The sequence below is a fragment of the Pseudomonadota bacterium genome, from assembly GCA_026388315.1.
Taxonomy (GTDB): Bacteria; Desulfobacterota; Syntrophorhabdia; order Syntrophorhabdales; family Syntrophorhabdaceae; genus MWEV01.
Genome location: JAPLKA010000037.1, coordinates 43667 through 69197, shown reverse-complemented (window position 1 = coordinate 69197; position 25531 = coordinate 43667). Strand labels below are relative to the sequence as shown.

The 25531-nt window shown below is 40.4% G+C and carries 22 protein-coding genes and 2 pseudogenes; all 24 read right to left on the bottom strand.

Translation table 11 applies throughout. The annotated features are described in order from the left end of the window. Nucleotides 1-99 precede the first annotated feature (99 nt). Nucleotides 100-1788, bottom strand: coding sequence for a methyltransferase domain-containing protein (locus NTX75_03910; protein MCX5815373.1), 1689 nt, complete (start codon nucleotides 1786-1788; stop codon nucleotides 100-102). Nucleotides 1789-2405: 617 nt separating this feature from the next. Beyond that, the gene (locus NTX75_03905; GenBank protein MCX5815372.1) at nucleotides 2406-3620 is read right to left on the bottom strand and encodes a hypothetical protein; all 1215 of its coding nucleotides are present in this window, start codon (nucleotides 3618-3620) and stop codon (nucleotides 2406-2408) included. Between the two features lie 7 nt (nucleotides 3621-3627). Then, nucleotides 3628-4647, bottom strand: coding sequence for a class I SAM-dependent methyltransferase (locus NTX75_03900; GenBank protein ID MCX5815371.1), 1020 nt, complete (start codon nucleotides 4645-4647; stop codon nucleotides 3628-3630). Between the two features lie 45 nt (nucleotides 4648-4692). Then, a complete protein-coding gene (locus NTX75_03895; protein MCX5815370.1) occupies nucleotides 4693-5823 on the bottom strand; it encodes a glycosyltransferase family 4 protein in 1131 nt (376 codons plus the stop codon). Next, complete coding sequence (locus NTX75_03890; GenBank protein MCX5815369.1) at nucleotides 5813-6988, bottom strand: glycosyltransferase; 1176 nt, start codon at nucleotides 6986-6988, stop codon at nucleotides 5813-5815. Before NTX75_03890 ends, NTX75_03895 begins: the two co-directional genes overlap by 11 nt. A gap of 40 nt (nucleotides 6989-7028) precedes the next feature. Beyond that, the gene (locus NTX75_03885; GenBank protein MCX5815368.1) at nucleotides 7029-7844 is read right to left on the bottom strand and encodes a class I SAM-dependent methyltransferase; all 816 of its coding nucleotides are present in this window, start codon (nucleotides 7842-7844) and stop codon (nucleotides 7029-7031) included. A 3-nt stretch (nucleotides 7845-7847) separates the two neighbouring features. Beyond that, nucleotides 7848-9086: a hypothetical protein gene (locus NTX75_03880; protein ID MCX5815367.1), complete on the bottom strand. Its 1239-nt coding sequence runs from the start codon at nucleotides 9084-9086 to the stop codon at nucleotides 7848-7850. Then, nucleotides 9087-10190, bottom strand: a complete 1104-nt coding sequence (locus NTX75_03875) for a glycosyltransferase family 4 protein (GenBank protein MCX5815366.1) — start codon at nucleotides 10188-10190, stop codon at nucleotides 9087-9089. Continuing rightward, nucleotides 10187-11515 (bottom strand): glycosyltransferase family 4 protein, encoded by a 1329-nt coding sequence (locus NTX75_03870; protein ID MCX5815365.1) that lies wholly within the window; start codon nucleotides 11513-11515, stop codon nucleotides 10187-10189. Before NTX75_03870 ends, NTX75_03875 begins: the two co-directional genes overlap by 4 nt. 160 nt (nucleotides 11516-11675) lie before the next feature. Continuing rightward, the gene (locus NTX75_03865) at nucleotides 11676-12839 is read right to left on the bottom strand and encodes a glycosyltransferase family 4 protein (protein ID MCX5815364.1); all 1164 of its coding nucleotides are present in this window, start codon (nucleotides 12837-12839) and stop codon (nucleotides 11676-11678) included. 3 nt (nucleotides 12840-12842) lie between these two features. Beyond that, entirely contained in the window at nucleotides 12843-13904 is a 1062-nt protein-coding gene (locus tag NTX75_03860) for a DegT/DnrJ/EryC1/StrS family aminotransferase (GenBank protein MCX5815363.1), read from the bottom strand. A gap of 20 nt (nucleotides 13905-13924) precedes the next feature. Continuing rightward, entirely contained in the window at nucleotides 13925-15169 is a 1245-nt protein-coding gene (locus tag NTX75_03855) for an NAD(P)/FAD-dependent oxidoreductase (GenBank protein MCX5815362.1), read from the bottom strand. Continuing rightward, the gene (locus NTX75_03850; protein MCX5815361.1) at nucleotides 15156-16094 is read right to left on the bottom strand and encodes an NAD-dependent epimerase/dehydratase family protein; all 939 of its coding nucleotides are present in this window, start codon (nucleotides 16092-16094) and stop codon (nucleotides 15156-15158) included. The genes NTX75_03855 and NTX75_03850 overlap by 14 nt, the downstream gene beginning before the upstream one ends. 189 nt (nucleotides 16095-16283) lie before the next feature. Next, nucleotides 16284-17225, bottom strand: coding sequence for a glycosyltransferase (locus tag NTX75_03845; GenBank protein MCX5815360.1), 942 nt, complete (start codon nucleotides 17223-17225; stop codon nucleotides 16284-16286). Then, a complete protein-coding gene (locus NTX75_03840) occupies nucleotides 17225-18328 on the bottom strand; it encodes a hypothetical protein (GenBank protein ID MCX5815359.1) in 1104 nt (367 codons plus the stop codon). Before NTX75_03840 ends, NTX75_03845 begins: the two co-directional genes overlap by 1 nt. A 165-nt stretch (nucleotides 18329-18493) precedes the next feature. Then, nucleotides 18494-18736 (bottom strand): annotated as a pseudogene (locus tag NTX75_03835) (NAD(P)-dependent oxidoreductase). Nucleotides 18737-18746: 10 nt separating this feature from the next. Next, the gene (locus tag NTX75_03830; GenBank protein MCX5815358.1) at nucleotides 18747-20516 is read right to left on the bottom strand and encodes a glycosyltransferase family 39 protein; all 1770 of its coding nucleotides are present in this window, start codon (nucleotides 20514-20516) and stop codon (nucleotides 18747-18749) included. Between the two features lie 278 nt (nucleotides 20517-20794). Then, nucleotides 20795-21712 carry an NAD(P)-dependent oxidoreductase gene (locus NTX75_03825; protein MCX5815357.1) on the bottom strand — a complete coding sequence of 306 codons (918 nt, stop codon included), beginning with the start codon at nucleotides 21710-21712 and terminating at the stop codon, nucleotides 20795-20797. A gap of 92 nt (nucleotides 21713-21804) precedes the next feature. After that, a complete protein-coding gene (locus NTX75_03820) occupies nucleotides 21805-22212 on the bottom strand; it encodes a hypothetical protein (GenBank protein MCX5815356.1) in 408 nt (135 codons plus the stop codon). A gap of 42 nt (nucleotides 22213-22254) precedes the next feature. After that, entirely contained in the window at nucleotides 22255-22677 is a 423-nt protein-coding gene (locus NTX75_03815) for a hypothetical protein (GenBank protein MCX5815355.1), read from the bottom strand. A 5-nt stretch (nucleotides 22678-22682) separates the two neighbouring features. Next, nucleotides 22683-23813 (bottom strand): UDP-N-acetylglucosamine 2-epimerase (non-hydrolyzing), encoded by a 1131-nt coding sequence (gene wecB / locus NTX75_03810; GenBank protein ID MCX5815354.1) that lies wholly within the window; start codon nucleotides 23811-23813, stop codon nucleotides 22683-22685. A 766-nt stretch (nucleotides 23814-24579) separates the two neighbouring features. Next, nucleotides 24580-24850, bottom strand: a pseudogene (locus tag NTX75_03805) (type II toxin-antitoxin system mRNA interferase toxin, RelE/StbE family). Continuing rightward, a complete protein-coding gene (locus NTX75_03800) occupies nucleotides 24843-25058 on the bottom strand; it encodes a hypothetical protein (GenBank protein ID MCX5815353.1) in 216 nt (71 codons plus the stop codon). The pseudogene NTX75_03805 and the gene NTX75_03800 overlap by 8 nt, the downstream one beginning before the upstream one ends. A gap of 219 nt (nucleotides 25059-25277) precedes the next feature. Further along, on the bottom strand, nucleotides 25278-25529 hold the full coding sequence (locus NTX75_03795; protein MCX5815352.1) for a Txe/YoeB family addiction module toxin: 252 nt from the start codon (nucleotides 25527-25529) through the stop codon (nucleotides 25278-25280). Nucleotides 25530-25531: the final 2 nt, after the last annotated feature.

The following is a 25531-nucleotide window of genomic DNA, read 5'->3' as shown; positions in this document are numbered from 1 at the left end:
CCTATGTATCCACATTTCAAAACTCCTCTGCAATAGATATTAACAGGTTCATAAGGATGATGGAAAATGCCATTGATACTCTCTTCTGGCAAATATTCTTCAATCTCTTCCGGTGGACAGAATGCCGGAGGCGTGCGGGTTCGGGACGTCGGTTTTTCTGTAGAGCTGGCATGTCACGCACCCACGTCTTAAGAGGCTTGCCAGAGGTTGGTACATGAGGAATAACGGCAATAGCAAGGGCATTAGGAGCAACGACAGCAAAGTCATTATACCTTTAATCCCAGACGTTTCCTTATTTAGCAGCCAATCGAACAATGCATCCCGCTGGAAAGGAAACACTGTATTGATGATGATTTGGGCGAAAATGTAAAACGAATACTCTGGCGCAAAATGGGACTCCCGGATCAAACGGTAGTTGCGCATGCCCAGTTGATCGGCCAAACTGAGCGGGTCCAGGACATAGCGGTGCATTGGTGGGTCATAACCAAACCAACGCCAACGTAGCACCTTCTTAAGTATAGAACGGCTATTAGGAAACTCGAGATAAGCGTAGCCGCCGGGGGCAACCATGTCATCGAGAATGCGGATGGCGTCGCTCACTTCCTCGAAAAGCTCGATCAAGTGGATCATGGCGACAACACCATAGCGTGCGCCGTCGGGATGGAAGCGCAGCATGCGATTCTGATTCAGCAGATCGTTACCATGACACTGGGTCAGGTGCCAATCCGCTGGGACTACCTGTGTTTGCAAGGCCTGGGCACCGCGCGATATCACAATTATCGTTTTTTCCTTGACCGGCAGGCCGAGGAGATTACGCAGGCGCGAGTTTTGTGTAGCGGTCAGAAAGCGTCTAGCCAGACGTGAGCGCAGGTGGTCTGTGTCGCGCGGAAGGAGGTCACCTTCAACCCGTGGGAGAACCTTTTCCGTAGCACAAAAAGTACATTTTTGAAGGTTATATCGATGGAAGAAGCTTTGAAAGGTAAAGTGGCCATTTAGGCATACGCTGCAATCCCGCGAAGTTGAGCGTTTCTGGCATACGACAAAAAGCTCGAATCCTCGGAAGAAGGATTCGAAATAGATGTCGAATCTGCGGACAAGCATCCAAGGCACCAAGCTGTTGGCCAGTAATCTTGGGATAATTCCACCATAATCCCAGGCGCTGTCACGTGCAGACTTAAGGGTTTTTTCGATATCGCCCATATGCTTTGCCGGCTGTTGTTGCACGCTACTACTGGTTAAGGCCCTAAGCAGCAGATAGCCCCGACGAATGAACCAAAAGCTTGGGAAGGTGGGGTCCAGGAGACGGATAACGTTCCATCCACTGTTTTCCAACAGGGAAATCGAACCGCGCAGACTGAGCCGGCGAAGATGACCGTAGAACTCATCGTCAATACCCCATTCATGGGGATTGTAAGGCATTGTCAGAATGAGCCATCCATCCTTGCGGACATGGTCGGCAATCTCATGGAACACCCGTTCCGGATCGTGAACATGCTCGATCACGTCAAGAAGGACGGCCAGATCGGCCTTGTCAGGCAGTTCGTCCGTCCTGCGCAAATACGTCAAATGCCCACCACCCGCCCTGACCCCCCCGGATTGAATCTGCTCTTCTGTCACTGCCAAATCATAGGCATAGCCCTGCGTGAATACGGGATTGCAAATTAGGTGCTCTGCAACATCTCCGCGGCCGCAGCCGTAATCGAAGAAAACCCCCCCGATTTGGAATACCCGCAAGTTTTCTTCGAGTACCTTAATGAAACGGTCTTTCAAAGGCTGAAAATTAGCCATGCAGCACTAACTCCCTTTCCGATGGACCGCAGGCAACATCATCTCCACCTGCCACCACAACGGTTTCCCCCCCAATAACTTTGAAAATAAAACCGCAAAAAAAGCGTGAAGTTTTCCGAACCATGAGAAGGTAACATCGGCCCATTTTGCGCCGGAACAGATAGCGGGAACACTTCGAAGCCCCCCAAACCAGACTTCACATACCTCGTGAGCAGAGCGTAAGATGTCCAAGTCTTTCTGGACAAAAGATTGCAAACCCTGATGGATAAACAAAATCTTCAAAGTCTTTTGCCTTGCAGAGCGTTGCCAATAATTCCTATCACTGCTTCCGCACGCCTCTCCCACGAGTTATCTTGGGCAACTGCCAGTCGCCATTGAAGCAAGTCCTCATTCCGTTCCTCTAATGCCTCCGTAATATACCGTTCGAATCCATCCATATCTTTAGCTACACGCACCAAACTATTGATAGGACGTATTCCGGGTACCGCGGATACAGACAACGTACTTCATTATGAACTTATCCCAGAAAAACGTAACTGTGCTGAGTTCGGTAACATACAGGATCCATCACAATGGCATCCAGGCTAATGAACGAAATTAACGATTTTGTTGTTATCCTAAAAAAGTTCATCAACAATAGAATTAAAATTTGGATAATTCGTTTTATCATCCAAGACATTCAAGGCGTGGCAGGCAAACATGTCAGTCCAAGCATATTGATAGTGGGAAAGGCGATGAAAAAGCCACAGAGAATCGCAGCTTGAATGAAAACCGCCAAAAGAATTGGGGTCTGACATGACTTGTGATTGCATCCTTAGGATAAATTGACCAGCTTTGTGAGCTGCTGCATCAAATGCCTTATCTCCAGTTTCACGATAAAGGGCAAGCCATATCCGCATTGCTTGCGCCGTGGCGCCAGTCTCCCTGGGAACTACAACTTTGCGTAGCTTTCTAAGAGGCCATTTAATGTCGGCTAAATAGCATTCAATGTTTGGGCCATAATACTGGGATAAGGAACCATCAGAATTTTGCGAACCCAAAAGCCAGGATGCGGCATGGATACATGCTCGTAGATAATGAGGTTTCCCCAATACTGAATACCCGTACAATAATCCCTCAATGGCATAACAGCAAGCGTGGGTGAAAATGTAATTACACTCCTTATTAACCCTAAAGGCCCCATTCTTAAGCTGGAGGGTCAAACCCCATTCGAGAACTCTTTCGGCAGCATTAACAAGTCTACGCTCCTGTGTGGCGTTATATAACTTCAACAGCCCTATAGCGTTCTTGGCATGAAGGCATCCGCCGCTTCCATACCAGTCCGTCAGTTTAGGTTTATATCCATCTTTGGTATGTCCAAAATGGAAAAAGCCGCTTTGCTCCTGCAAGACCTCTAACCATGTGCATATTCTGATTGCGCTCTTCAAATATGATTCATCACCGAGAACTTCATACAGTTCAACTAATGCCGACATACAAATCGCAGAATCAAAGCTATAATATTTCTCAATCTTTTGTTTGTCAGGAAGACTAAAGCCATAAGGGATTGCGCCCGAAACGTTACAATCACTTTCGTTATGTTGAGTTCTCATCAAAAAATCGCCACCCGCCTTAGCCAACAAAACTAAATCCTTGTTCTGAAACCATTTAGCGGCTCGAAGCAAGAATTGAATAGCGTAAGCGGTGATTTCGCAATATACGAATGGGTAGCTCCTATTTCTGGTATTGTATGAACCGCAAACCGAATCAAATAGAGGAGATGACTGATCTTTTATTCTTATATCTGAATCAACTAACCATTTCAAACCACGGTGTACACTTTGATTTATCATAAAAGACTCAAATAAGATTTGCCTTCTCTGGTTTTTTCCTGGCCACAAGCAACAGCGGTAAGGCTACGGGCGTTAAAAGCAGTAACAAGTAGGTAAAATGACGCATTACAAATTGTCTGAAATGTACTATTTTCCAAATGGAAGATATCGCTTTGACCACAAAGTAGTACCAGGAAGTTTTTTTATAGATCAATTCCTGATTGAGTAGTTTTTCATTCAGTGATTGAGGAAAGAAAAGCTGTATATCTCCAAAACCTGCTTTTTTAACAAAATCTATCCATGTTGGAATTGTGTTTGGTCGCCCTGCACCATGATTTTTCCACTGATTCATTGTCCTGTATTGAAAGATACCAAGGACGGGCTCTGAAGTAAGGACAACTCTGCCATCCGGTTTTAGAATCCGGTTTATATCGGTGAGAGATGATAAAATATCCTGGGTACAGAATAACGTTGAGCAAAAAAAGACGAGATCAAAACTACCTCTATAAAATTGCAGTTTATTCATGTCTGAAAGAACTCGATCAAAGTAAACATTGTGCTCTCGAAACCAAAAATCTGCCAGTTCTAACTTATTATCGGTAAACACATCAAGGGCCACGCATTCACATCCTAATTTAGCAAAGCGATGAGTTGCCCAACATGTCCCAGCGCCCACTTCAAGGACCGTTTCGCGCCCAGTCAAATTTAATTTCGTTAAAATATAATCAAAATTAGTTGCAGTATCAAAAACCCAACCTTCATCCAAATTCTTTCTCTGGGCAAGGTCTGACTCGGAATACACGCCTCCACCTTTTCTAATTAATGAGTCGCGGCGCCCCTTATTGGGTTGGTATGCTTGTTGAACATGTTTGTCCTTTAAGAGATCGAGGATTCCTTTATGGATCCTATATGTGGCCAAACATCCCGTACATTTGACCGTTCCACTTCGAATTTCATCATTTTGGTCAATCTCAAAAACATTATCCAATTTCAAAAAGCCTTTTTCGCAATTCTTACAAAAAATTGATGTTAATAATTTCTCTTTCACTTTATCGGCCGGTTATTCAAAATTCCAGACAATTCGTCCATTTCCTTAATAAATGAGGAGGCGCTGATAGATTTCTTCAATTTTGCCCGCATGTTCCTTAGGTGAAAATAAAGATTCAGCTCTTATCCTACCCATTTCCCCCATATCATGCAGCATCGATTGGGGCGAAACGGCTAATTTGAGAATGGCTTCAGCCATAGCATCTATATTGCCTGGGGGAACAAGAAGACCGGTTATGCCATCCTCTACTATCTCTAACGCACCTCCAGCCGCGGTAGCAACAACAGGTTTTCCCATAGCCATCGCCTCAACAATAACTCTCCCGAATGGTTCACACAATGAGGGAAGTACCAATAAATCCAATGCTTCGTAAACCCTGACAATGTTTTCTTGAAAAGGTATAAAGTGTATTTGTTTTTCAAGACCATGTTCGGATACCAGTTTTTGAAGACCCTTTAAATATTCCTCACTTTTGTCAATCTTTGTTTCACCCACAATTAGCCCCATAATTTTTGGTATCTTGTCTGCAATTTTCTCCATAGCAGCAATGAAGGTATCATGTCCCTTGGAAAAGTGGATTCTTCCAATCACTCCGAGCAAAAATGCATCTCTCGGTATTCCGAGATGCTCTCTTAGCTCATGGCCATCTTTGGCAGCAAACGATCTAAAAACGTCCGTATTCACACAATTCCAAACTGTAGATATCTTTTCTATAGGAACCCGGGCTTTCTGTAAAGCCGACATGGTCGCATTCGAGTTGGCAATAATATGGTTCGCAAACTTAATAAAGCTATTACGGCAGGCAAGATCTCCAAGGATAAGGCGCGTATGAACAACTATCGGAATTCTAGTCAACTTGGCAGCGATGACGCCATACTGGTTGCCCATGTAGTCATTTGCGTGGATTAAGGAAATGTTCTCCCCTCTGATAAGCCTGATAAGCCTTGCCACCGTATTTAAAAAGGAGAGTGGCTGGGTGGTCTTAAAAAACTTGAATTGCTCTATCATGAACGGTACTTGGATAGTCTTAAGTCTTTCGCAAAAGGGGCCAACCGAGGGAACAATCACTAAAGGAGAGTATTTGTTTCTATCCAAATTCTGTAAAAGCTCTATCAGACTAATCTCTGCTCCAGCTATTTCTGCCGTTCGATTAAGATAAAGAATCTTATATTGCATTCTGTATAATCCTTATCATTTCTTTCACTCTAACTTCCCAAGAATGTTGTTTTGCTTCCTCACGCAAAGATTGGCGTAACTGGAAGCTATCATTGTTGAGTACCGACCGGAGTGCGTTTGTGAACTCATCAATACTTCGCGCTACTCTGACAAAACCTGCATATGGCCTTATTTCAGGCACGTCAGTAGAGACAATAGGACAACCAGCAGCCATATATTCATAAAGCTTTAGCGGATTCAAACATTCAGTAATTTTGTTTATTTTTAATGGAATGAGACCAGCATCTAAGGGTTTTAAATAAAGGGGCAACAATTCATAAGTCTTTATTCCAAGAAAAAAGATGTTTGGCAGTGATTGTAATCTCTTGGTTTGTAGCGTGGTATTAACCGGCCCAATAAAAATGAAAGACCAAGTTGGATTGCTCACAGCTACAGTCTCGATTAGCTCACAATCTATGAATGCCTCGTCTAATCTTCCGACAAATCCAAAACGGGGCTCGGGGATTGACTTCAAATCATCAGGGATTTGATCATTTTCGCAAAAATGTTGAAACAAAGAGAGATTAACACCATTTGGTATATAAAATGTGTTTGGACTCATCGTTTTTTGAGTATTGTAAAGTTTAAGAGCAGTTGTAAAAACAATCTTCGCCTTTTTGACTAAGGCTTCCTCCATTTGCTCGATCTTGACCTTTGAGAAACTACCTCTCATCAGTTCAGGATAATTATCAAGGCATTCATAAATGTAGCCAATTTCACCCACTAAGCCTATGTAGTCAGTCTGGAAAGGATTGTAGATCCATGATAGAAGTGTTCTTTCCTCAAAAGATATCTTCCTGATAACATTTTTTAGCAACCTGGAAAGCAAAGCACGATTCACAACAACAATTCCCGGAACACGCGAAGCTATTTGATCATGAACCAAATAATATGGCGTATAAATGAAAAGATTATTTGTCACCTTCCTTATACCCCGTTTCCCAGCCAACCATTCCCTAAACTTCTTCGGATGCAGAACAGGCGTGGTGAATGGGCAAACAGGACGCTCAACACAAAGAATCTTGCCTCCTTCTCCTATCCTGGCGGCGAGCGCAAGAAGCATTTGGCGTCGATGATAGCCCAACCAATCGCCGCCTAAATAAACTATCAGATCAAAGTTTTTCACAATAATTTATGGTAAGAACAAAACCGTGTGTGTTCTATTTTCAAGCTTCGCGTTTATGATCAGGGCGGCGAGCCACAACAAGGATACCGCTCTGCGGTAAAGGATCTCGTTTTCTTACCCGTGCCATCAAATCTTCGCAATAGATCAGAAAATGGACAAGTGGCAATAACAATATGCCAAAATGTACTAAAAGGTGAAGGTCCAAAAGTTTTATCCCGAGCCGGTATGCGAACCGTCCTATCCGTCCAACACTGCCTCCCGCGCTTATGATTTCAAAGCCAGCGGTGCGTACTTTCTTGCAGATATCATCCACTGAGTATCCTTCCCTGACGTGGCCCTTTGCCAAGTCAGCACAGGAAGGCGCTTTATCCGGGTTACCATAGGGGACCTGTATGATCAGATGACCACCATATTTTGTGAGACGGAACGCGTTAGCGAGGACAATAGTATCGTCTTTTATATGTTCCAGCACATGAGACGTAAATATTAGATCAAAAGGGTCTTCCGCAATGGGTTCTTTTGCAGCATCGGCGCAAATAAAACGGATGTTTTCTCGTTCTAACCTTCTCGCTATGCGTTCGCAATCTACAACATATTTTTCTTCGTTCTCAAGGCCAACAACCCTGAAACGCGGGTTTCTACTGAGCCAGAAGGAGAAAGCGCCATTGTTTGACCCAATCTCGAGAACCTTCAGGTTTCCTCCTTCCGCGTATCTTTCCAGACATCGCCGATTTATGTAAAATCTTACCCGATGTCCGGGATAGTCTTCGCCAAAGAGAGCGTAAACGATCCTCGCTTTCCCGTTTAGAAGCTTTGTGTATTTTAGCTCACTACCGTATGGGATCGACAAAAGCATTTTTTATTCCTTCAAGTGCTGCGCTATTATTTTTTCCATCTCATCAACTCTTTTTGGCCAAGTGTTATCTTCGGCAAGCCTGACATTCAATTTTTTATCAATATTGCCACCTTCTTTAACTGCGCGATTAATGGCACCGATAAAATCCGTATAGTTATTGGCTATCGCGATAGAAGGCCTAAGCCTTGGATCGATATCGCGGTTTATAGTAATCACAATGGGTTTGCCCACAGCTAAGTACTCCCACATCTTACAAACATAGACATCGGCCCAGTTCAACTGCTCAAAAGATATATCATATGGAGCAATGCACACATCAAGCCCTTTGTAGTATCCAGGAAGCTCTTTTAAGCTTTTCGGACCCAAGAAAAATGCATTAGACAACTTTGTCAATTCGCCATACTGTCGTTGTTTATGATTAATCACTATTCTAACAGGCCCAATAAATACAAACGAATAATTCTCACACGACTTTATGACATTGAGAAGCAGTTCATAATCCAGCTTATCAAAAATACTTCCAACATATCCAATCCGAGGAGACGGAACTGATTTTAAATCATTTGGGACATCCGTAGTATTCATATCGGTTGCGCAAAATATTTCGTCAACACCGTTTGGTATTAAATAACAATTACTATTATATCTTCGACTATAGTCTAATAATGGTTGAGAGGCCGTAAAGACTATGTCACTTTTTTTAAATATTATCTTTTCCTGAGCGGGTATATAATCTTTGCTCCAGCCGTCAGTTGTACTATACTCAGTGTATTTATCGTAAACATCGCAAACAGTAAAATTAGACTTAAAATTATCTAAAAGGTAAGTTGTCCTGGGTGTATAATAAGCCCATAATAAAAAGTTGCTTTTAAAACCTATGTCTTTTAACGCCTTTTTTATCTGGTACAAACATGCTTTATCGTTAATTCGCTTAATTGTTTCTATCCCTCTTCTCAAAGCAGTTTCCTGGAAAGGTAAGGGACTATATAATGTTAATATCCATAAATTAGCACGAACTTTTTTCACCGGTGAAACCACAGCGGATACATTAAAAACACTTTCCAAAAAACGAACAGGTGAAAAATAAGCTGTTTCAATAAAAAGAACCCGATGTTTTTTTGCGAGGTTTGTCATTAAATGATGACGCCGCCGCCATATTTGTCCGCCAATTCCATTAGACCAGGAATGTGGTCCTATGCAAACAATATCGTAATTAGACATCATTACCTTATCTCCAACCATCTATCCTTGTCTACGCTGTGTTACAAGACGTTCGTAGATACCTTCCAATGTATCGAAATTGCGTTCCCAATCAGCACGTTCACGAGCGAGAGCCAAGTTGCGAGTGCCCATCTCCTGTTGTAAATCTTTGTCTTGAAGCAACCCGATCAAGCAGGTTGCAATCTGCTCCACGTTACGGCGTGGAACAATAAAGCCGTTCACCCCATCCCGTACCCACTCAAAGTAGGACGGAGCGTCAGACACCACCACGGGCAAACCACACGCCATAGCTTCAAGCATAGAAGCAGAGGTGCCGTCACTAAGCGATGTTGTGATGTAGATGTCAGCGGCATTAAGATGTTCACTCGTGCCGGCATCATCCAACCATCCGGGGAAATATACAATACCGTTCATTCCCAGTTCCGTTATGCGTCTTCGATACTCACTCTCCAAAGGGCCAGCCCCCGCCAGAATCACCCGTGTATCCGGTTCCGCTTTTACCACAACCGCCAAGGCATCGAGGAAATACTCAATGCCATATATTGGTTTGAACTGACGCGTCATGATCAGGACCTTTTTGCCGGTCCAACCAAGGTTATCTCGTAAAGCCGAAGGCTTTGTCGCTGGTTTGAAAATAGTAAGGTCTATCCCCCAGGGAAAGATTACAATCTTTTCTTCCGGATAGCCGGTCAACGCCACAATCTTATTCTTCACAAGGGCGCAGTCGCAGGTAATCATATCAGCCCGTTTCAGGGTAAATTGCGCGATCAATCGCTCGTACCGGGACGCATCAGACACTATCAGAACATCAGACCCCCACGGCATGGAAAGGACAGGATGGAAACCACTTAAGGCCCCATAGAAGCCGTGGTGTTGGAGAAATCCGGTGTGAAGAACATCGGGTTTGATCTTGCTAAGTGTCCTCCTCAGATGCAAGATGGCTGGCAGTAATTTTACTCTGGGGAATGAAAGACGATAATGGATGTGATCAACCCCTGGAATATCAATATTAGCTTTGTCCGGCCAGCAGGAGAGCAAGTAGGCCCTATGACCTCGCTCTACCATCTTAGCCAGAAAGCGATGGTCATACACGCTTAATCCGTGGGAAAGATAGGCTATCTTCACTTTGCGCCAAACCTCTCCAATAAATCAACCACTGCCTGAGCGTTATGTTCCCAGGTGTGCTTGCTCTCCACGGTCAGACGCGCCGCTTTCCCCAGCCGTTCCCTTAAGTGTGGGTTGTTTCCCAATTCCAATAATGCCTCGGCAACATGCAGAGAATTCTGAGGATCTACAAGCATGCCGTTCTGTCGATGCTGGATGATTTCAGTCAATTGCCCGGACCGAGATGCAATCACCGGCTTGCACATCGCAAGATACTCGAAAAGTTTCATAGGGGAACCCAAAGAATCTGAACACAACACAGCCGTAGTATCCATGCTTTCTATGAAACTGGAGACCTCTGGATGGGGCACATGTCCAACGAAAATTACCATCCCCTCCAGCCCCATTTCTTTAACCCTGCTCTCCAGTGCGGGCCGAGCGGGTCCATCACCGACAATCAAAGCGCAAATGTCTAACGGGCTTTGCTTTACCAGTTTGATAGCCTCCAGCAAGGTCTCCACATCGTGCCAAGGCCTCATAGAACTAATAAATCCCACCACAAACTTACCTAACAACCCATACCTTTGCCGGATGGCCAAGGCTGCTTCTTTATTGGGTTTGAATAGTTCAAGGTTCACTGCATTGGGGAGGACTAAAGTCCGATCCTCAGACACCCCTAATCTTTGAAGGTAAGGCGTTTGCGCGGCAGACACTATTACCACCGCTGTAGCATTAAGGCAAAGATAGCGCTCGCTCTGCTCAATCATCCACGGATAAAGAGGGCTCGGCTGCCGGAACCATTCCCGTGGTTCTGTGAAAGAAGCGTTCATTTCCACGATCAGCGGAATCCGTAGGTCCCTTGCCAGCCGAATCCCAGACAATCCATATCGCGTATAGCGCTGATAGAGGGCATCGGGGCGCTCCTGCTCCAACAAAGGATGCGCCTGATGGTAGAAATGTTGCTGATAGCGCAAGGCTGATATCCTCTGTTCAAGATCGCTCCACAAAGGATGTAATTGCCAGGTAGGTACGTAGCCAACAGCCGGCCTGGGTGCTTCAGATCCAGGCCCTTGAGCTGACCGAGACGTTGAGTGACGCTTATGCTTATTAGCCCATTGGTAGAGCCAAGAAGTAACCGGCAATGGGTTGGGGGATGGAATCACACTTAGAGGAAATGGACACAGTGTACCCTGCGAGTCACCAGTTGTTTCCAGTTCACCTGACACGATAAAAATCTGGTGTCCCAGCTTTTTCAGCGCCAGACATATTGATTGAACGTGCACGGCTTCGGCAGTATTCCCCACCACCCTGCTAGATCCATCTGTCCATAGATAGCCAATCTTCAACTGCCTTCACCATCCTTTTCCGCTGATCTTTCCCCTATACTAATAATCATGAAGGCTTTTGGCCAAATATAATTACATAGATTTTTATCATACTCCAAAAATCCATAAATTTTTTCTCGCGCAGTGATCCAGTACTGGGGGGGCAGTTGCCACTATTATTTTAATCTCCTATAAGCTTACTATTTTTGCCAATCAATTCAACATACAAATTATTTAACCTCTCATATTCCCTGTCCCAGTTCGCCTTATCTTTTGCAATCTTCAGGTTCCTTTCGCCGAATGAACTCGCCAATTGACTATTCTCTAATAACTTTATAATAGCTTTTGCAGTCGTTTCCGGATCTCGTGGCGGAACAAGGAAACCATTAATTCCATTTTCTACCCACTCCCGATTCGCTGGTATATCTGTTACCACAACAGGTTTACCACACGCAAATGCCTCAAGAAGAGATACCGATGACCCGTCACTCAAGGATGTTGATACATATATATCAGCAGCATTAAGATATTCTGCCATTTCTGTCTCTGTAACTGACCCGGCAAAATGTACAAAATTTTGAATACCTGAATTGGCGACTTGTGTAATACAATCACCTCTATTTGGCCCATCCCCTATTAAAATCACATATACGTTAGGAAACTTTTTTGTTATTGTTGGTAACGCCTTAATAAAATACTCATTGCCATAAACAGGCATGAAATTCCTATTCATAAGCAAGATTGTTTTTTCTTCCAACCCCATTCTTGCTCTAACGTTACGCCCGGAGGCATTTTTATTGAATATATTTTGGTTAACGCCACACAATACCTTGGTTATCTTGTCGGATGAACAATGACTTAATTGGATAATTTTCTGTTTCACCAACTCACAATCACAAACTATTCTGTCAGCCTTTTTCAAGGTAAATTTTGTAGCAAAATTATCAAACTTCGATCGCTCAGGATTAATCAAAATATCAGAACCCCATGGCATAGAGATTGTCGGCTTAAAACCTGCAAGTGCACCATAGAATCCGTCATATTGTATAAAATTAGTGTGCAAAATGTCCGGTTTAATATTCTTTAATAGTTTTCTAAGATGAAATGCTATCTGAAAAGTCCATGTTATTTTTGCAAACTGAAATCCTAAAAAAGGAGCTATATAACGATTAAAAGCATATAGCCTTCTATAATAGTTGTACTTGTAAACTTTAACACCCTCGACATTAACAAGGTTGTTACCAAAATATGATATAAGAAATGTCTCATGGCCATACTCAACCATTTTAGATAAAAAGCGATAATCATGTATGCTTACGCCAGTAGAAAGATAAGCAATCTTCATAATCTAAACCTTATCAACTAACAATCTTGATGCATACAGTTCACTAATAACTTTTTCTGTTACTTCATTTTCCTGTCCATACCAAATAGGCAAACAAGCATGATGGGTAGTAATTGATTTCGAGTTCCCCAATGAATAATCATATACACCGGAAGTTTTTGTTTTTAAGGTAGGTAAATATTCACTTATCGGTATTTTTGCATTATAAACGATAAATTTATAATAATTGCCCAAAGAAGTTTTTGCATTTTGCTTAATGTAAGGAATAGATAATTCATTACACACTGCAATATACTTATCAGCTATTCCCTTTTTATTTTTAATAATTTCATCAGTACATTTTACAACTGCATAAATGAGCAACGCTTGAATTTCTGAAGGTCTATTATTATTACCAATCTTCATTTTCTGTTCGAATCTATCATATATAATAAAGCGTTTAATGTATTCCCCAATATCATCATGTTTAGTGATAACAATTCCTCCCTCTCCGGCTGGAACAGATTTGGTTGCATAGAAACTGAAAGCTCCCGCGTCTCCAAAAGTACCTGAATGTTTACCATTTATTGTAGCTCCGTAACTATGGGCACAGTCTTCAAGAAGAATAATATTCTCAGATCGGCAGAATTCAGCAATTCTCTCAATATCAGGGTTTATTATACCCCCTATATGACTGAGTAATATAATCATCTTTTTTTTATCACCAACAAAGTCTTCCACTGCTTGTTTTACTTGTTCGAAAGATGGCATGAGAGTATCTAAAGTACAGCCAATAAAACCGGATAAATGACAACCGGCAGAATAAACCATGGTCTTTACACCATACATCGTATTCGATTGCAGTAGCACTTCCGATCTATTAAAATATTCCTTGTAAATCAGCATCAACGCAACTAATCCGCTGCCGTTTGAAGATGTAGGCGTAGCGTGCTTTACACCGCAATATTCTGAAACGTGGTTTGATAATTCTTTATTCCACTTTCCCTCGGCAAGATTACCAGTAAAGAATATTTCATCAATGTTTTGTTTAAAGAATTCAACAGCACTTTGAGGAATCTTAATCATTCCCACAGCAGAACCTCCATTTATTTATTTTGATGATATGTATCATACCAAACTGTATTTGAAATTAATTGAGAATTAAATTTATTGTCATTTGAAGAGTTAAAATATTTTCTCGGATTCTTTTTATATACTTGTCTATAAAATTCGGGCGCAATGCTGAACCCTAAAGCAAACTTACCCGGAATTATTCCCCAAATATTCTGTCGTAATTTTAATATATGATATAAGTAATTTCTGGGTTGATCCTTAAAGGTAATTTCACTTTTTACTCCGTTATAAGTATGCAATACCTTTAGCTCGGGATTATATTCTTTGTGCTTTTCGATAACCTCTTTGATGTAAGAATCACATCTGTTGATATTTGAAAATGATATTCCGCCAATTAATCCAATACCATCACTTTTGGTTATGATGTTAATGCAATTTTCGGGGAAGTAATCTAATTCAACAAATGAATTTGTGTCAGGATGGATATTCTTCACAACTGCCAATGGGGCATAACTTATCTTTACGCTTGAATCAAAATGTTTAACGATATCGCCGCTAATACAAAGTAATAGTCTTTCAACTTCAAATTTCTTTTTTAAACAATTAACAAGAATTTTCCCTTCTTTTTCTTCAAAATTTACAAATTTATTGGAAGTTGAGATTTGAAGACCATTATTAACTGACTGACATATTAGATCATTAAGGATATTTCTTGAGTTCATTGTAAAGTCTGTTGTTTCACAATCAAAAAATTTCTCTCTATGCTTTAGAAGATTTCGAATTATTAAATACAATTCACGCTTTTTTAGCTTGAATTGATCTACAACACCTGCGCGCCTCCTTAGCCAGTCATGTTCTTTTATTTTGCCTATAAGGAAAACCGCTCTTGCAACACCAAGAACCCAAGGTAAGGTCCATTTTCTATTTTTTATACGGAACTTAAAATGAATATTATTATTCTCAAACCAAGGTCTTTCTTTTTGGCTAATCGCTAAACCCTTTTCGGTGGGTAATAAATTCATATTCCCATACGAACCATAATACTCTAATAGATCGTCCACAGCCCCAAGTATAAATTTTAATGTCTTTAAATTATCAGGAATTAGCGTATAGAGTGAACCTGTGTGCATCCATTCATGAAAATCGCGTGTTGTCTCGGAGGCCAGCTTTTCATTTTTTTCTATCAGTACCGTGCTATGTCCTTCTCGTGTCAAAATTTCTGCAGCAACTATTCCAGCTATACCGCTACCAATAACAGCCCACTCAAATTTTTTCATTATTAATATCCTTAAAGTATTCAACTGTATGTTTCAACCCATAATCTAAAGAATAAAATTCTGCTTGATCGATTTGCAGTAATTGATCAAGTTTATTAAATATTCCACTCGATTTTTCCGGATCACCCAAAGGAAGGGGTTTGTATATTACATCCGGTTTAAAATTAAATATATTACACAACTTCTGATATAATTCATCAACAGTTGTAGATAATCCTGTACCAACATTAATAAACTCACATACTTTATTTGATTTAGCTAAGTCCATTGAGCGAATTAAAGTTTTTACAATATCTTTAACATAGACAAAATCACGTGTCTGATAACCACCATTGATGGTAACCGGTAATTTATTTAAGAACTTATCGATGAAAACAGAAATAACCCCGGAATAAGGATTGGCCGGATCTTGTTTTGGACCATAGACATTAAAAAATCTGAGCCCTATAGAGCTTATTTGATATAATTCAAAAAATAATTTTGCATATTGTTCTAATACCAATTTATCTTGTGCATAAGGAGATAAAATCTCATAGATCGGTCTTTCGTCATCTCCGATAGGCAAATTTCCATAAATAGCTGATGAGGAAGCATAAACAACGGGTATGGCGTAATTTTTTGCTATTTCGAAAACCTTTAAGGAACTTGCTAAATTGTTATTACTGCTTTCATAAAATTCCTCAATCGAAATCGGAACTGAAGCCTGAGCCCCAAAATGGAAGATTCCGTCTAAATTCCCAATTTCTTGGAGGTTCACGTCTTGTATTCTTTTTCTTATGAAAGCCAATGATTCATGTATCGGTAAATTGCTTTCATAACCGCTTGACAGATTATCGTACACGCAAACTGAATGACCGATATTTAACAATTCTTCTGTTAAATGCGACCCTATAAATCCGGCACCACCAGTAACTATATATTTCATAATAGAGAGGTTTGTTTGTAAGGACTCCCCATAAGGCGGTAAAAAGGGAGCATGACCAACAGTATTCTTTCATCGTTCATGATAATCCTTTGTCAAATATTCAGTTGCGACATGCTGTGAGAGTACTGATAATCTTATAAAATCATTAATATGTTTTGTTATTTTGAACAACTATGACATTGATAGAAATCAAGCGATTTTTCGAAATATGTTCCAAAATTCTTTTTTCATGGACCGCAGATAGTAAACAAAATATTTCTTGTTTGGATGTACTATTCCGTTCCAAATCAGTAAGCCAAACCAAGACCATAATATTGCAATATAATTCAATGGATTCTTTTTAAATAATTTTCGAAAGATATAGACCTGAGCGCTGATTGCGGATCGAATATAAGCCTCTGTTCTATACCATGCTATTTTGCTTGGTGGTTGATTATGAAACAACTTTGCTTCTGGAGTGAAATACATCTCATATTTTTGTGACACTCGATGGGATAATTCTACATCCTCCCCATGGGAATATCCATTGTAGTTTTCATCAAATCTGAACTCCTCTAATGCCTCCCTTCGATAGCTCGTTATTCCCCCCGGTGCACAATAGACCCTGATTATTTTCGAAGAATGCCTGATTTCTGGTGATGCATAATCTAAATGGACAGTCATCCCAGAGGGTAACAATCTTGCGAGGCTATCATTTCGATCCAGCATAAACAAACGATAGAATAGCAACCGTCTTTTCCCTGATAAGAAAGACTTCGTAACATTCAAGTCGACGCCCTGTACACACCCAATAACTCCAGATTTGTCATCTTCATAGACCTTCAAGCTGTTTGCGATAAAGTCTTTATCTAAAATAATATCGTCATCGAAAAAGAAAATGATATCGCCAATGCACACATCTATCCCTTTATTGCGTTGTCTTGCCGAGCTGCGATCAAGCGTATGAATATATTTTATTGGAATCTTCTCGGTAGGATTGCAGTTTTCATAGAGTTTGCTTCGTTTGTCGCTTGAATCAACCACAATAATCTCATCCGGGGGTATCGTTTGCAGGTGGATTGATTTCAAACATTCAGCAAGCTCTTCTGTTCTGTTCCTCGTTGCAATTACTACCGAACAACTCTGCTTCATTAAGATAAAACCTCTATTAATGAATTGCTTTGCGACTGATCATCATACAGCCCCATATACCGTTGAAGCTGCATCGATACCCGGGCCGCATCGTGATGTTGTTTTGCAACACGGAGAGCATTAGCTACTATACGCTCGCAAAGAACACCATCAGTCTTCAACTGCAAGATAGCCTGCCTTAACAGCTCAATATCCGGACGATCTACGACTAAGGCAAACCCTTCTTCTCGCCCATATACCGCAACGTAACTGTATCCAGGGGCATGAACCAGGATAGGCCGGCCTGCTACCAGGTATTCGGGCAACTTACTTGGAGAAGCAGTACGAATGATCTCTGGACAATCCCACTCGAAAGCAAGCGGTAGAAATAAAATATCTGCAGACTGCTGTATCAAGGGGATTTCTTTCCGGGTAGCTTGTTTACATTCCACATTTGGACCATTTATCCCGAATTCTTTCAAATATTTTGGTGAATTGTTTGAATAAACAGTAAACTTGACTTTTAAATCCGGAAACTCATTAACCACCTTTACCATGTTGAGTATTGCATCTAACTGAGCTGCACTTGCCTCTCCGGTAAATACAATATTAAAATATTCTTGTGGTTTTTTACTGCACGGTGGTTCCGGCGAATAGGCACTAAAATCCGTGGAGTGTTGAATCAGTTCTGTATGTCGCCCATATTTTAACTGATAATATTCACAGGTAGGCTTGCTGCAAACAAATATGCTTTTTGCAACCCTCACAAGAATTGGCTCTGTTATCCTTTGCAGCAATGTTGTCCAACCTGGCGCTTTGCGGCTTCTCACAAAATAAAGGTCTGGCATATAGATGTACAATGGTTTTCGTGTAGCCCAATGTATAAAAAGTGCTGCGATCTCCATTTCACGATCAGTAACTGCAAAAAGAAGGTCTATCTTTTCCTTTCTTACAATCTGTATTCCCTTCCACACGATCATGGGTATTACCAGGAGTTCTCTGAAAATGCTACGAATATGACGCCATCCCTTGCCTTCTATTATCGGGTAACGGGTGTGGTAATATTTGCAGGGCATAACGGAGCCCATATCTTTAAACTGCCATATATGATCTAAACGTCCCATTAATACACAATATGAGTCAGGAGGAAAATATTTGAACAAGTTACCAAGTAATACGGCGGGCCCCACAACCACAGGAGGAAAACAAACACCAGCAATTATTAGAGTCCTTTTCATAGTTTTTCTGATGTGTGTAATTCAATCAGAATGTGGAGTGTCATGCCTTCTCTATTTCCCATACACCTGCTTCATCCACTCTATCGTTTTGGGTACGCCCTCCTCCAATATAATCCTGGGATTGTGTCCAAGGTCTTTCTTTGCCTTTGATATGTCAGGTTTCTTATTCATCGTATTGTGCTTGTCCTCAGGTAGATATTCCACAAGCGAATCATCTGCACCGGTATGTTTCAATACTAAATTACTGAGTTCTTTCACGCTCCTGAATTCTTTTCCACCAATATCATAAACCTCACTTTTTCGCTCATAATATTTTATATAGCACGTAATCGCCGTTTGAATGCACTAAACTCAAATATTTTTCCATCCCATTACTGAATAAAAGATTTTTTCTCGGGTCATATCCCAAATGTCCATTCTCATATAGCCGGATCAATACTCGATGATAATCCCAGGCTAACAGGAGATAATTTGCTTTATATTCCTCTTTTAAAATCTTCCTCCATTCTTCTACAGAGTCAACTTTGAGCATTTCCGATACCATCCAATTCCCGCTCAAAAAATTACAATCAAAATAATAGAATCTATTTTCCCATGGAGAAAAAATAGTTGAATTTATGGGCAAGTTATTGTTGACATATTCTGCCATAAAATAATAATCTCGAAGACTGTTTCTTAGATATTGTTGACGGCTTAATGATCCCAGCGCCACCTTGAATTTGGGGACATTCACTTTGACAAGAGCATATAGATTTTGAGAAAAGAATGAGAAAAGTAATATTAAAGTAATTATTTTATAGATTTTATGATCACTCCTTAATATTTTGTCAATCAAATAAGCGCATACTATGGCTAAGCCGACAATACCCACAAGAAAATAACGGCTTTGAACATGGAGAAAATAAAAGGTATAGATATAGATCATGCTAAATAGTGACAAATAAATTATAGGCTTGCTTATCCTTTTTAAAATAAATATTACCGGGAAAATAGCCAAATAAATTGGTGTTATACCTCCTTCCGCCAAGAATACATTCGTATTAAAAGTTAAATCCCAAGGATATTTGATAAATCCCATTAAAGACTTTTGGTGGCTTATTTCTGTAATAAATGATCTTCCAAAGAATTTAGTTAAATAAGGATAAATCGGATCTCCGGTTATGAACCAGGTTCTAATTAACCATGGGCCCGCTATAATTACTACGGGCAACAAAAAAATAGCTGATTCTGATAATATCCTTCCAATTCTTATTCTGTGTCTATAAATACTTTTAAAAAGAATAGGGATAAACAAGTACACGGCGAGGATTAAACCCGATAATTTTCCGGCCAAATAAAAGCCGGAAAAAATGCCACAAAGCAATAACCATTTTGAATCATTTTGTCGAAACCAATTAACGATAGAATAGACAGCTAAAACAGCATACAAGAGAAGCGCTGTATCCGGTTTGGCTGAAGACATGAAAGGAGCAACCGCAGGCTGAAACGATAATATTGCTATAGCCATCAGTCCTACACGAGCCGAAAACAAATTTGCAGTGCAATTATAAACAGCCAATAGTGCAATCATTGTTGAGCCTAATTGAAACAGTTGAGCAAGCGCATCTCTTCCAAAAAAAAGTGGAATTATGTAAAGCATCTCAAAGTTAAATGGCATTATTTTACCAAGAGGTATGTCTATTCCTGGTACCTGTTGATAAATAAGCTGTTTATATTTAAGAAATGCTTTAGGATCGGCGAGATGGTACACAAGGGAATCATACTCGGTTGGGGGACATAATGCCTGGATCATTAGAATAAGGATATATATTCCAATGATAGTGAAAATAATGATATTTAAATAGGGCCAATTTATTTGTTTTATCATTAATGATGACTTATTTAAAGATTTCAAAAAAGCGAATATCTTTGGAATAGAAGCTATAACCAGCAGAAACAATATTGGATATAAAAAGGTTGAATATAAAAAACCAAATGAAGCGATATAAAATATGAGCAACGAAATTAACCCTATCCCAATAGCATATGAAAAAACAAATGAATCAAACAGAGATGTTTTCTTAATTCTTAACAAATCAATAAGATAAGCTCCCAGCGCTGTAGATATAACAACAAACAAGAATAAGAGTAATAAATTAATCATGACGAGAATAGTATAGTCGTTAATTTTTTTATATAACCTGCTACATTCGAATATTTAATAAAATAAGTACCAAAAATGAAAAGCATCCATATTACACATAAAAGAGTGCCCAGATATTTAAATCTAAATTCCTCGTAACTATAATTATTTTTTTTCATCGTCAGATACTGTTTGATAGTCCCAACATAATAGTTTTTTCACTCTCATACCTATACTCTGTATGTTGCTTTCATCCACTCTATTGTTTTTGGCACGCCCTCCTCCAATATAATCCTGGGATTGTGTCCAAGGTCTTTCTTTGCCTTTGATATGTCAGGTTTCTTATTCATCGTATTGTGCTTGTCCTCAGGTAGATATTCCACAAGCGACTCGTCTGCGCCCGTATGTTTCAACACTAAATTACTGAGTTCCTTAACGCTCCTGAATTCTTCGCCGCCAATATTGTAAACCTCACCTGCCTTGAAATTTTCGCAGACATTAGAAAGAGTGGGGATAAAATCATCAATATACATAAAGACTCTATGATACCCTTCATATACTTGCCAGGGAATATTATGCAACGCCCTGTAACAAAATAAACAAACCACACTTCTGTAATGATGATAATGCTCCCCCGGGCCGTAGGCATTGAAAAACCGGCATCGGACGGTCTCAATGCCGTATCTTTTTTCAAAGTTCATTATCTGAACTTCATTGACCCATTTTGTGGTCGCATAATCGTTATGCTGAATGATGGATTTATTGAGAGGAATATCCTCCGAAAGAATTTCCTCGTGTTTATCCCCATATATCTCCGAGGAACTGGCGAATATGAGCCTGAAACCTTTTCTTTTTTGCCACTCAAGGATATTCCTGGTCCCTATTACATTTGTCTCCCACAATGTATCGTAATATTCCTCTCCATTGATACGTCCGAATTCAGCGGCAAGGTGATACACATAGTCGTATTGATTTGCCTCGAAAACTCTTTCCAACTGACGGTGGTTTGATACGTCTGCTCGAATATAGTTTTCGTCCCGCTGATGCTGCAGGTCGCACTGCCACACTTCGTGACCCCGCTTTTTCAGCTCCGCAACAAGAGGAACTCCAAGAGTACCTTTACTTCCCGTAACAAGAATCCTTTTTATTCTGTTTGTTTCCATTTGACTCACCTCTTTAAAGTTGTTTAGATTTATATCATTATTACTTTTGTTTACCTGGGTAGTGAAATTCATTATTATTATTTTCTTTGGATCCAAAGGCTGCCCGGTGAAAAAGATGGTTTAAACCGTGGGAATAGGTTATTAAGCTTGCTGCGGTACTTTCGGCTTAGATACTGGGCTGCAAGCTTTACTGTGAACTCTTGGTTATACATCAAAAAAGCGGTAACAACATATTGTTCGGTCCAAAAAAGATCATTTTTAACAACCCAATCATGAAAATAATCATTTGGAAGAAAAATATCATGAATATGGACGCAGCAACCCGATCCGATCAAAGGAAGTATATGAAAATAAAGATAGTTTACATCACTTCCATACTTTGCAACATGGCTTGTGTCGATAAATAAAATGTCATTTTGACCCAAACCAACAAATAAATCAGGCGATATTTCTTGAACCTGTTTTTTGAATATAACAATCTGCATTATTAATAAAATGTAAGAGAGAACGATTAGGATATGGCTCTATTATCGTATGCGTACATCCATATCCTCTTTTTTATTCTTTTCAATAGCATGCAAAGAGACCAGCGTAGACCACCCAGCGCCAATCTCAATGAACTTTTTCGGTTTTATTAATCGGATCATACCATACAAAAACTCCAGATCCATATCAAGAAAACTCTGATTCTTCTGGGGGTTAAGAACATCTTCGGGTAATTCATTAATCTCATTTGCAAAAGATGATATTTCCTCCAATAAACTTAGTTGTGCCGTATCGTTAAATTCTATGCCGTGACAAGGATATGGCTGTTTCCAATAGCCTTGCCCATTAATATACTCTTTATCTGGAATGGGGTTGTAAAAATGAGGTCTTGCGACAAAATAGCCTCTTGATTTTAATGAATCAATTGCTTTTTCTCGAATTATCTTCTTCACCAACTGCAACATTTAACTCATTCTCCTATCGCTAAGTTTGCCAAGATCTCTACAATTCGCTGAGATGCCCTGCCATCCCATAGTTCAGGGATGCTCCTTCTCATGCTTCCCTTGGACAAATTGTCCATTGTATCTTTTACAGCTTCTATTATTTGCCTGCTGTCATTTTCCACCAATCTATTTGTGCCCTTGGAGATAGTCACCGGTCGTTCGGTATTTGGTCGCACTGTCAGACACGGCACGCCAAGGTAAGTGGTTTCCTCTTGAATACCGCCAGAGTCGGTTAACACCAATTTCGCATGCCGCATAAGGGTCAAGAAATCGAGATATCCAAGCGGGTCTAAAAAAATGAGAGAGGTCGATGTTTGTAAATCCATATCAGCTATTTGTCCCCTGGTGCGGGGATGAACAGGAAAGATAACCGGCATATGCTTACTCAATTCAATCAAAGTACCTATAATTTCCTTTAGCGTTTCACTGTTGTCCACATTTGAAGGGCGATGCATTGTTACAAGCATGTAGCTTCTCGTTTCAGCCTGGCCATCACTTTTCAGCAAACCAAGTTCTTTCAGAATTAGCCGGTTGTCAGTTTTCGGTAACAAATGAACCAGCGTATCGATCATAACATTACCGACAAAGTAGATTTTCTCTTTTGGAATGCCTTCCCGCAACAGGTTTTCATTGGCACTTTCTTCTGTTGTGAACAAAACATCTGAAATCTGATCCGTCAGAATACGATTTATCTCTTCAGGCATGGTTCTATCGAAAGAACGTAAACCCGCCTCCACATGGGCAACACGAATTCCGAGTTTACTGCATACCAGCGCACAGGCAATCGTTGAGTTCACATCACCTACCACAACCACCCAGTCGGGTCTATTTTCAAGCAGCACTGATTCGAATCGGAGCATGATCTGCGCTGTTTGATACGCATGGGTGCCTGACCCGACCCCCAAATTAATATCTGGCTTGGGCAGATCCAGATCAGAAAAGAATACCTCCGACATGCTTTCATCATAGTGCTGACCGGTATGAACGAGGATTTGGGTGAACCTGTCGGGATATTTGCGCATCTCTCTCATGATGGGAGCAACTTTCATAAAATTGGGTCGCGCACCGACTATATGCATTATCTTTTGTGATTTCATTTCGTTAATCGGGTACAATTTAGAATTTAGAAATGAGAATTTAGAATTTATTTATAACGCCCTGCTAAACCATGCGAAGCAGGTCTTGACCAAGGTGATAAATGCTTTTTTTAGCCACAGATAACTGCGGATGAATGCGGATGTTATTTTTCTTTACCTGATTTGAGATAGAGCGGCAAATCAGGTAAAACAATCAGCGCCTTCGGTGCTATTGTTGAATGGATAGTTACCAGAAGATACTTTAACTCTGTGTGCTCTGTGAGAGATAAAGATTTTAAATCATTTTCCTCTCGCCCGTTCTCCCGTCATCGACGGGATCACTCGAGTCCGCAGAGGGCACCCCAGTGCAATAGAGTAGCAAATGCGTTACACGGGGTAAACTGAGAGGAGATATCTTTGCTGGAATGAGGAGAAAGATTCATTCCAGCAAACCCGCACATCCTGCGGGTAAAATTTACTTCTATCAGCGTCATTTATTTGGGTGCGCTCACCGTTGAGAAACATGGTTTTAAATGTTGGTTTGAGATTTAATTTACTTCTGCCCTGTAAGGGCATGGAGTGTGGACAGAATTCGTCTGTCTCTGAATTCTGTCCACCATTATATCTCATCTTTCTCTGCGAACTCTGCGTACTCTGTGAGAGACAAGGCCTTAGATTCTTTTTCATGCACTTCAAGTTTTGTATTTAAATCCGCATTTCGCAATCCGCAATTTCTTTTATCTGTGGTCTCTGTGAGAGATGATGTACAAGAACGGATGATATTTTCTTAGTACACTTCATCATGGCCACCTATGTCTACCAACAAAACTTCATTCTTGTTTAAAAACTTAAAAATGACTCTACAATCAAATGCTACACTGAAAGCCCAAAAAACCATCAAGCTTTCCCGTCAACTTATGGGTTCTCAGGCTGTGATTGAAAGGTTCCTTTGAAAATAGCTCAACAGCATCCCAGAATCTCTCTTTAAGTTCCTGATTATTTTTAACTTTCTTTTTGTAAATTCTTTTAAAGCCCTGATCCCAGGTAAGCTCAATCACTTTCCAGTTCCTTATATAAATCCTTCACGGTTCCTGCTTTCACTGCTCCTTTTTTCAAATTTGACATTGCTTCCTTTGCTCTTTTTGCAATTGCCAATCTCTTTGTCTCTATAAACTGTTTGGTTATAATATTAAGAGCGTATTCTTTGTCATCTATGGGCAATTCCTTAAAGTCATCCAACAATCTATCTAAAGTTGTACCGCTCATATTTTACCTCCCTGGTTTATGAAATACAGTTTTGCATTTTTTTGCGTTAATAGCGTTCATTGATAACTTATTATTCAGCCACAGATGGTAGCTGGATTAGGGATTAAAGGGCAAACCCGCACACCCTTGCGGGTAAAATGTGTATTAACAATTGGGGTCGGACCAAGGCACAAAAGGCACCTTTAAAGAAAGGGTCAAAAAAGCGAGCCGACTAACACATCAATAATGGAACCGGCATGATATAATAAACAAATCTCCATTTTCGTATTTGTACACAAGTCTATGTTCATCGTCAATCCTTCTTGACCAGAACCCGGAGAGGTTTTTTGTTAGCGGCTCCGGTTTTCCGATTCCTTTAAAGGGGCTTCTCGTGCAGTCTTTTATGAGATTATTAATTTTATTAACCATGGTTTTATCGACATTTTGCCAGTATGTGTACTGCTCCCATGCCTCTTTTGTGAAGTTGATCATGC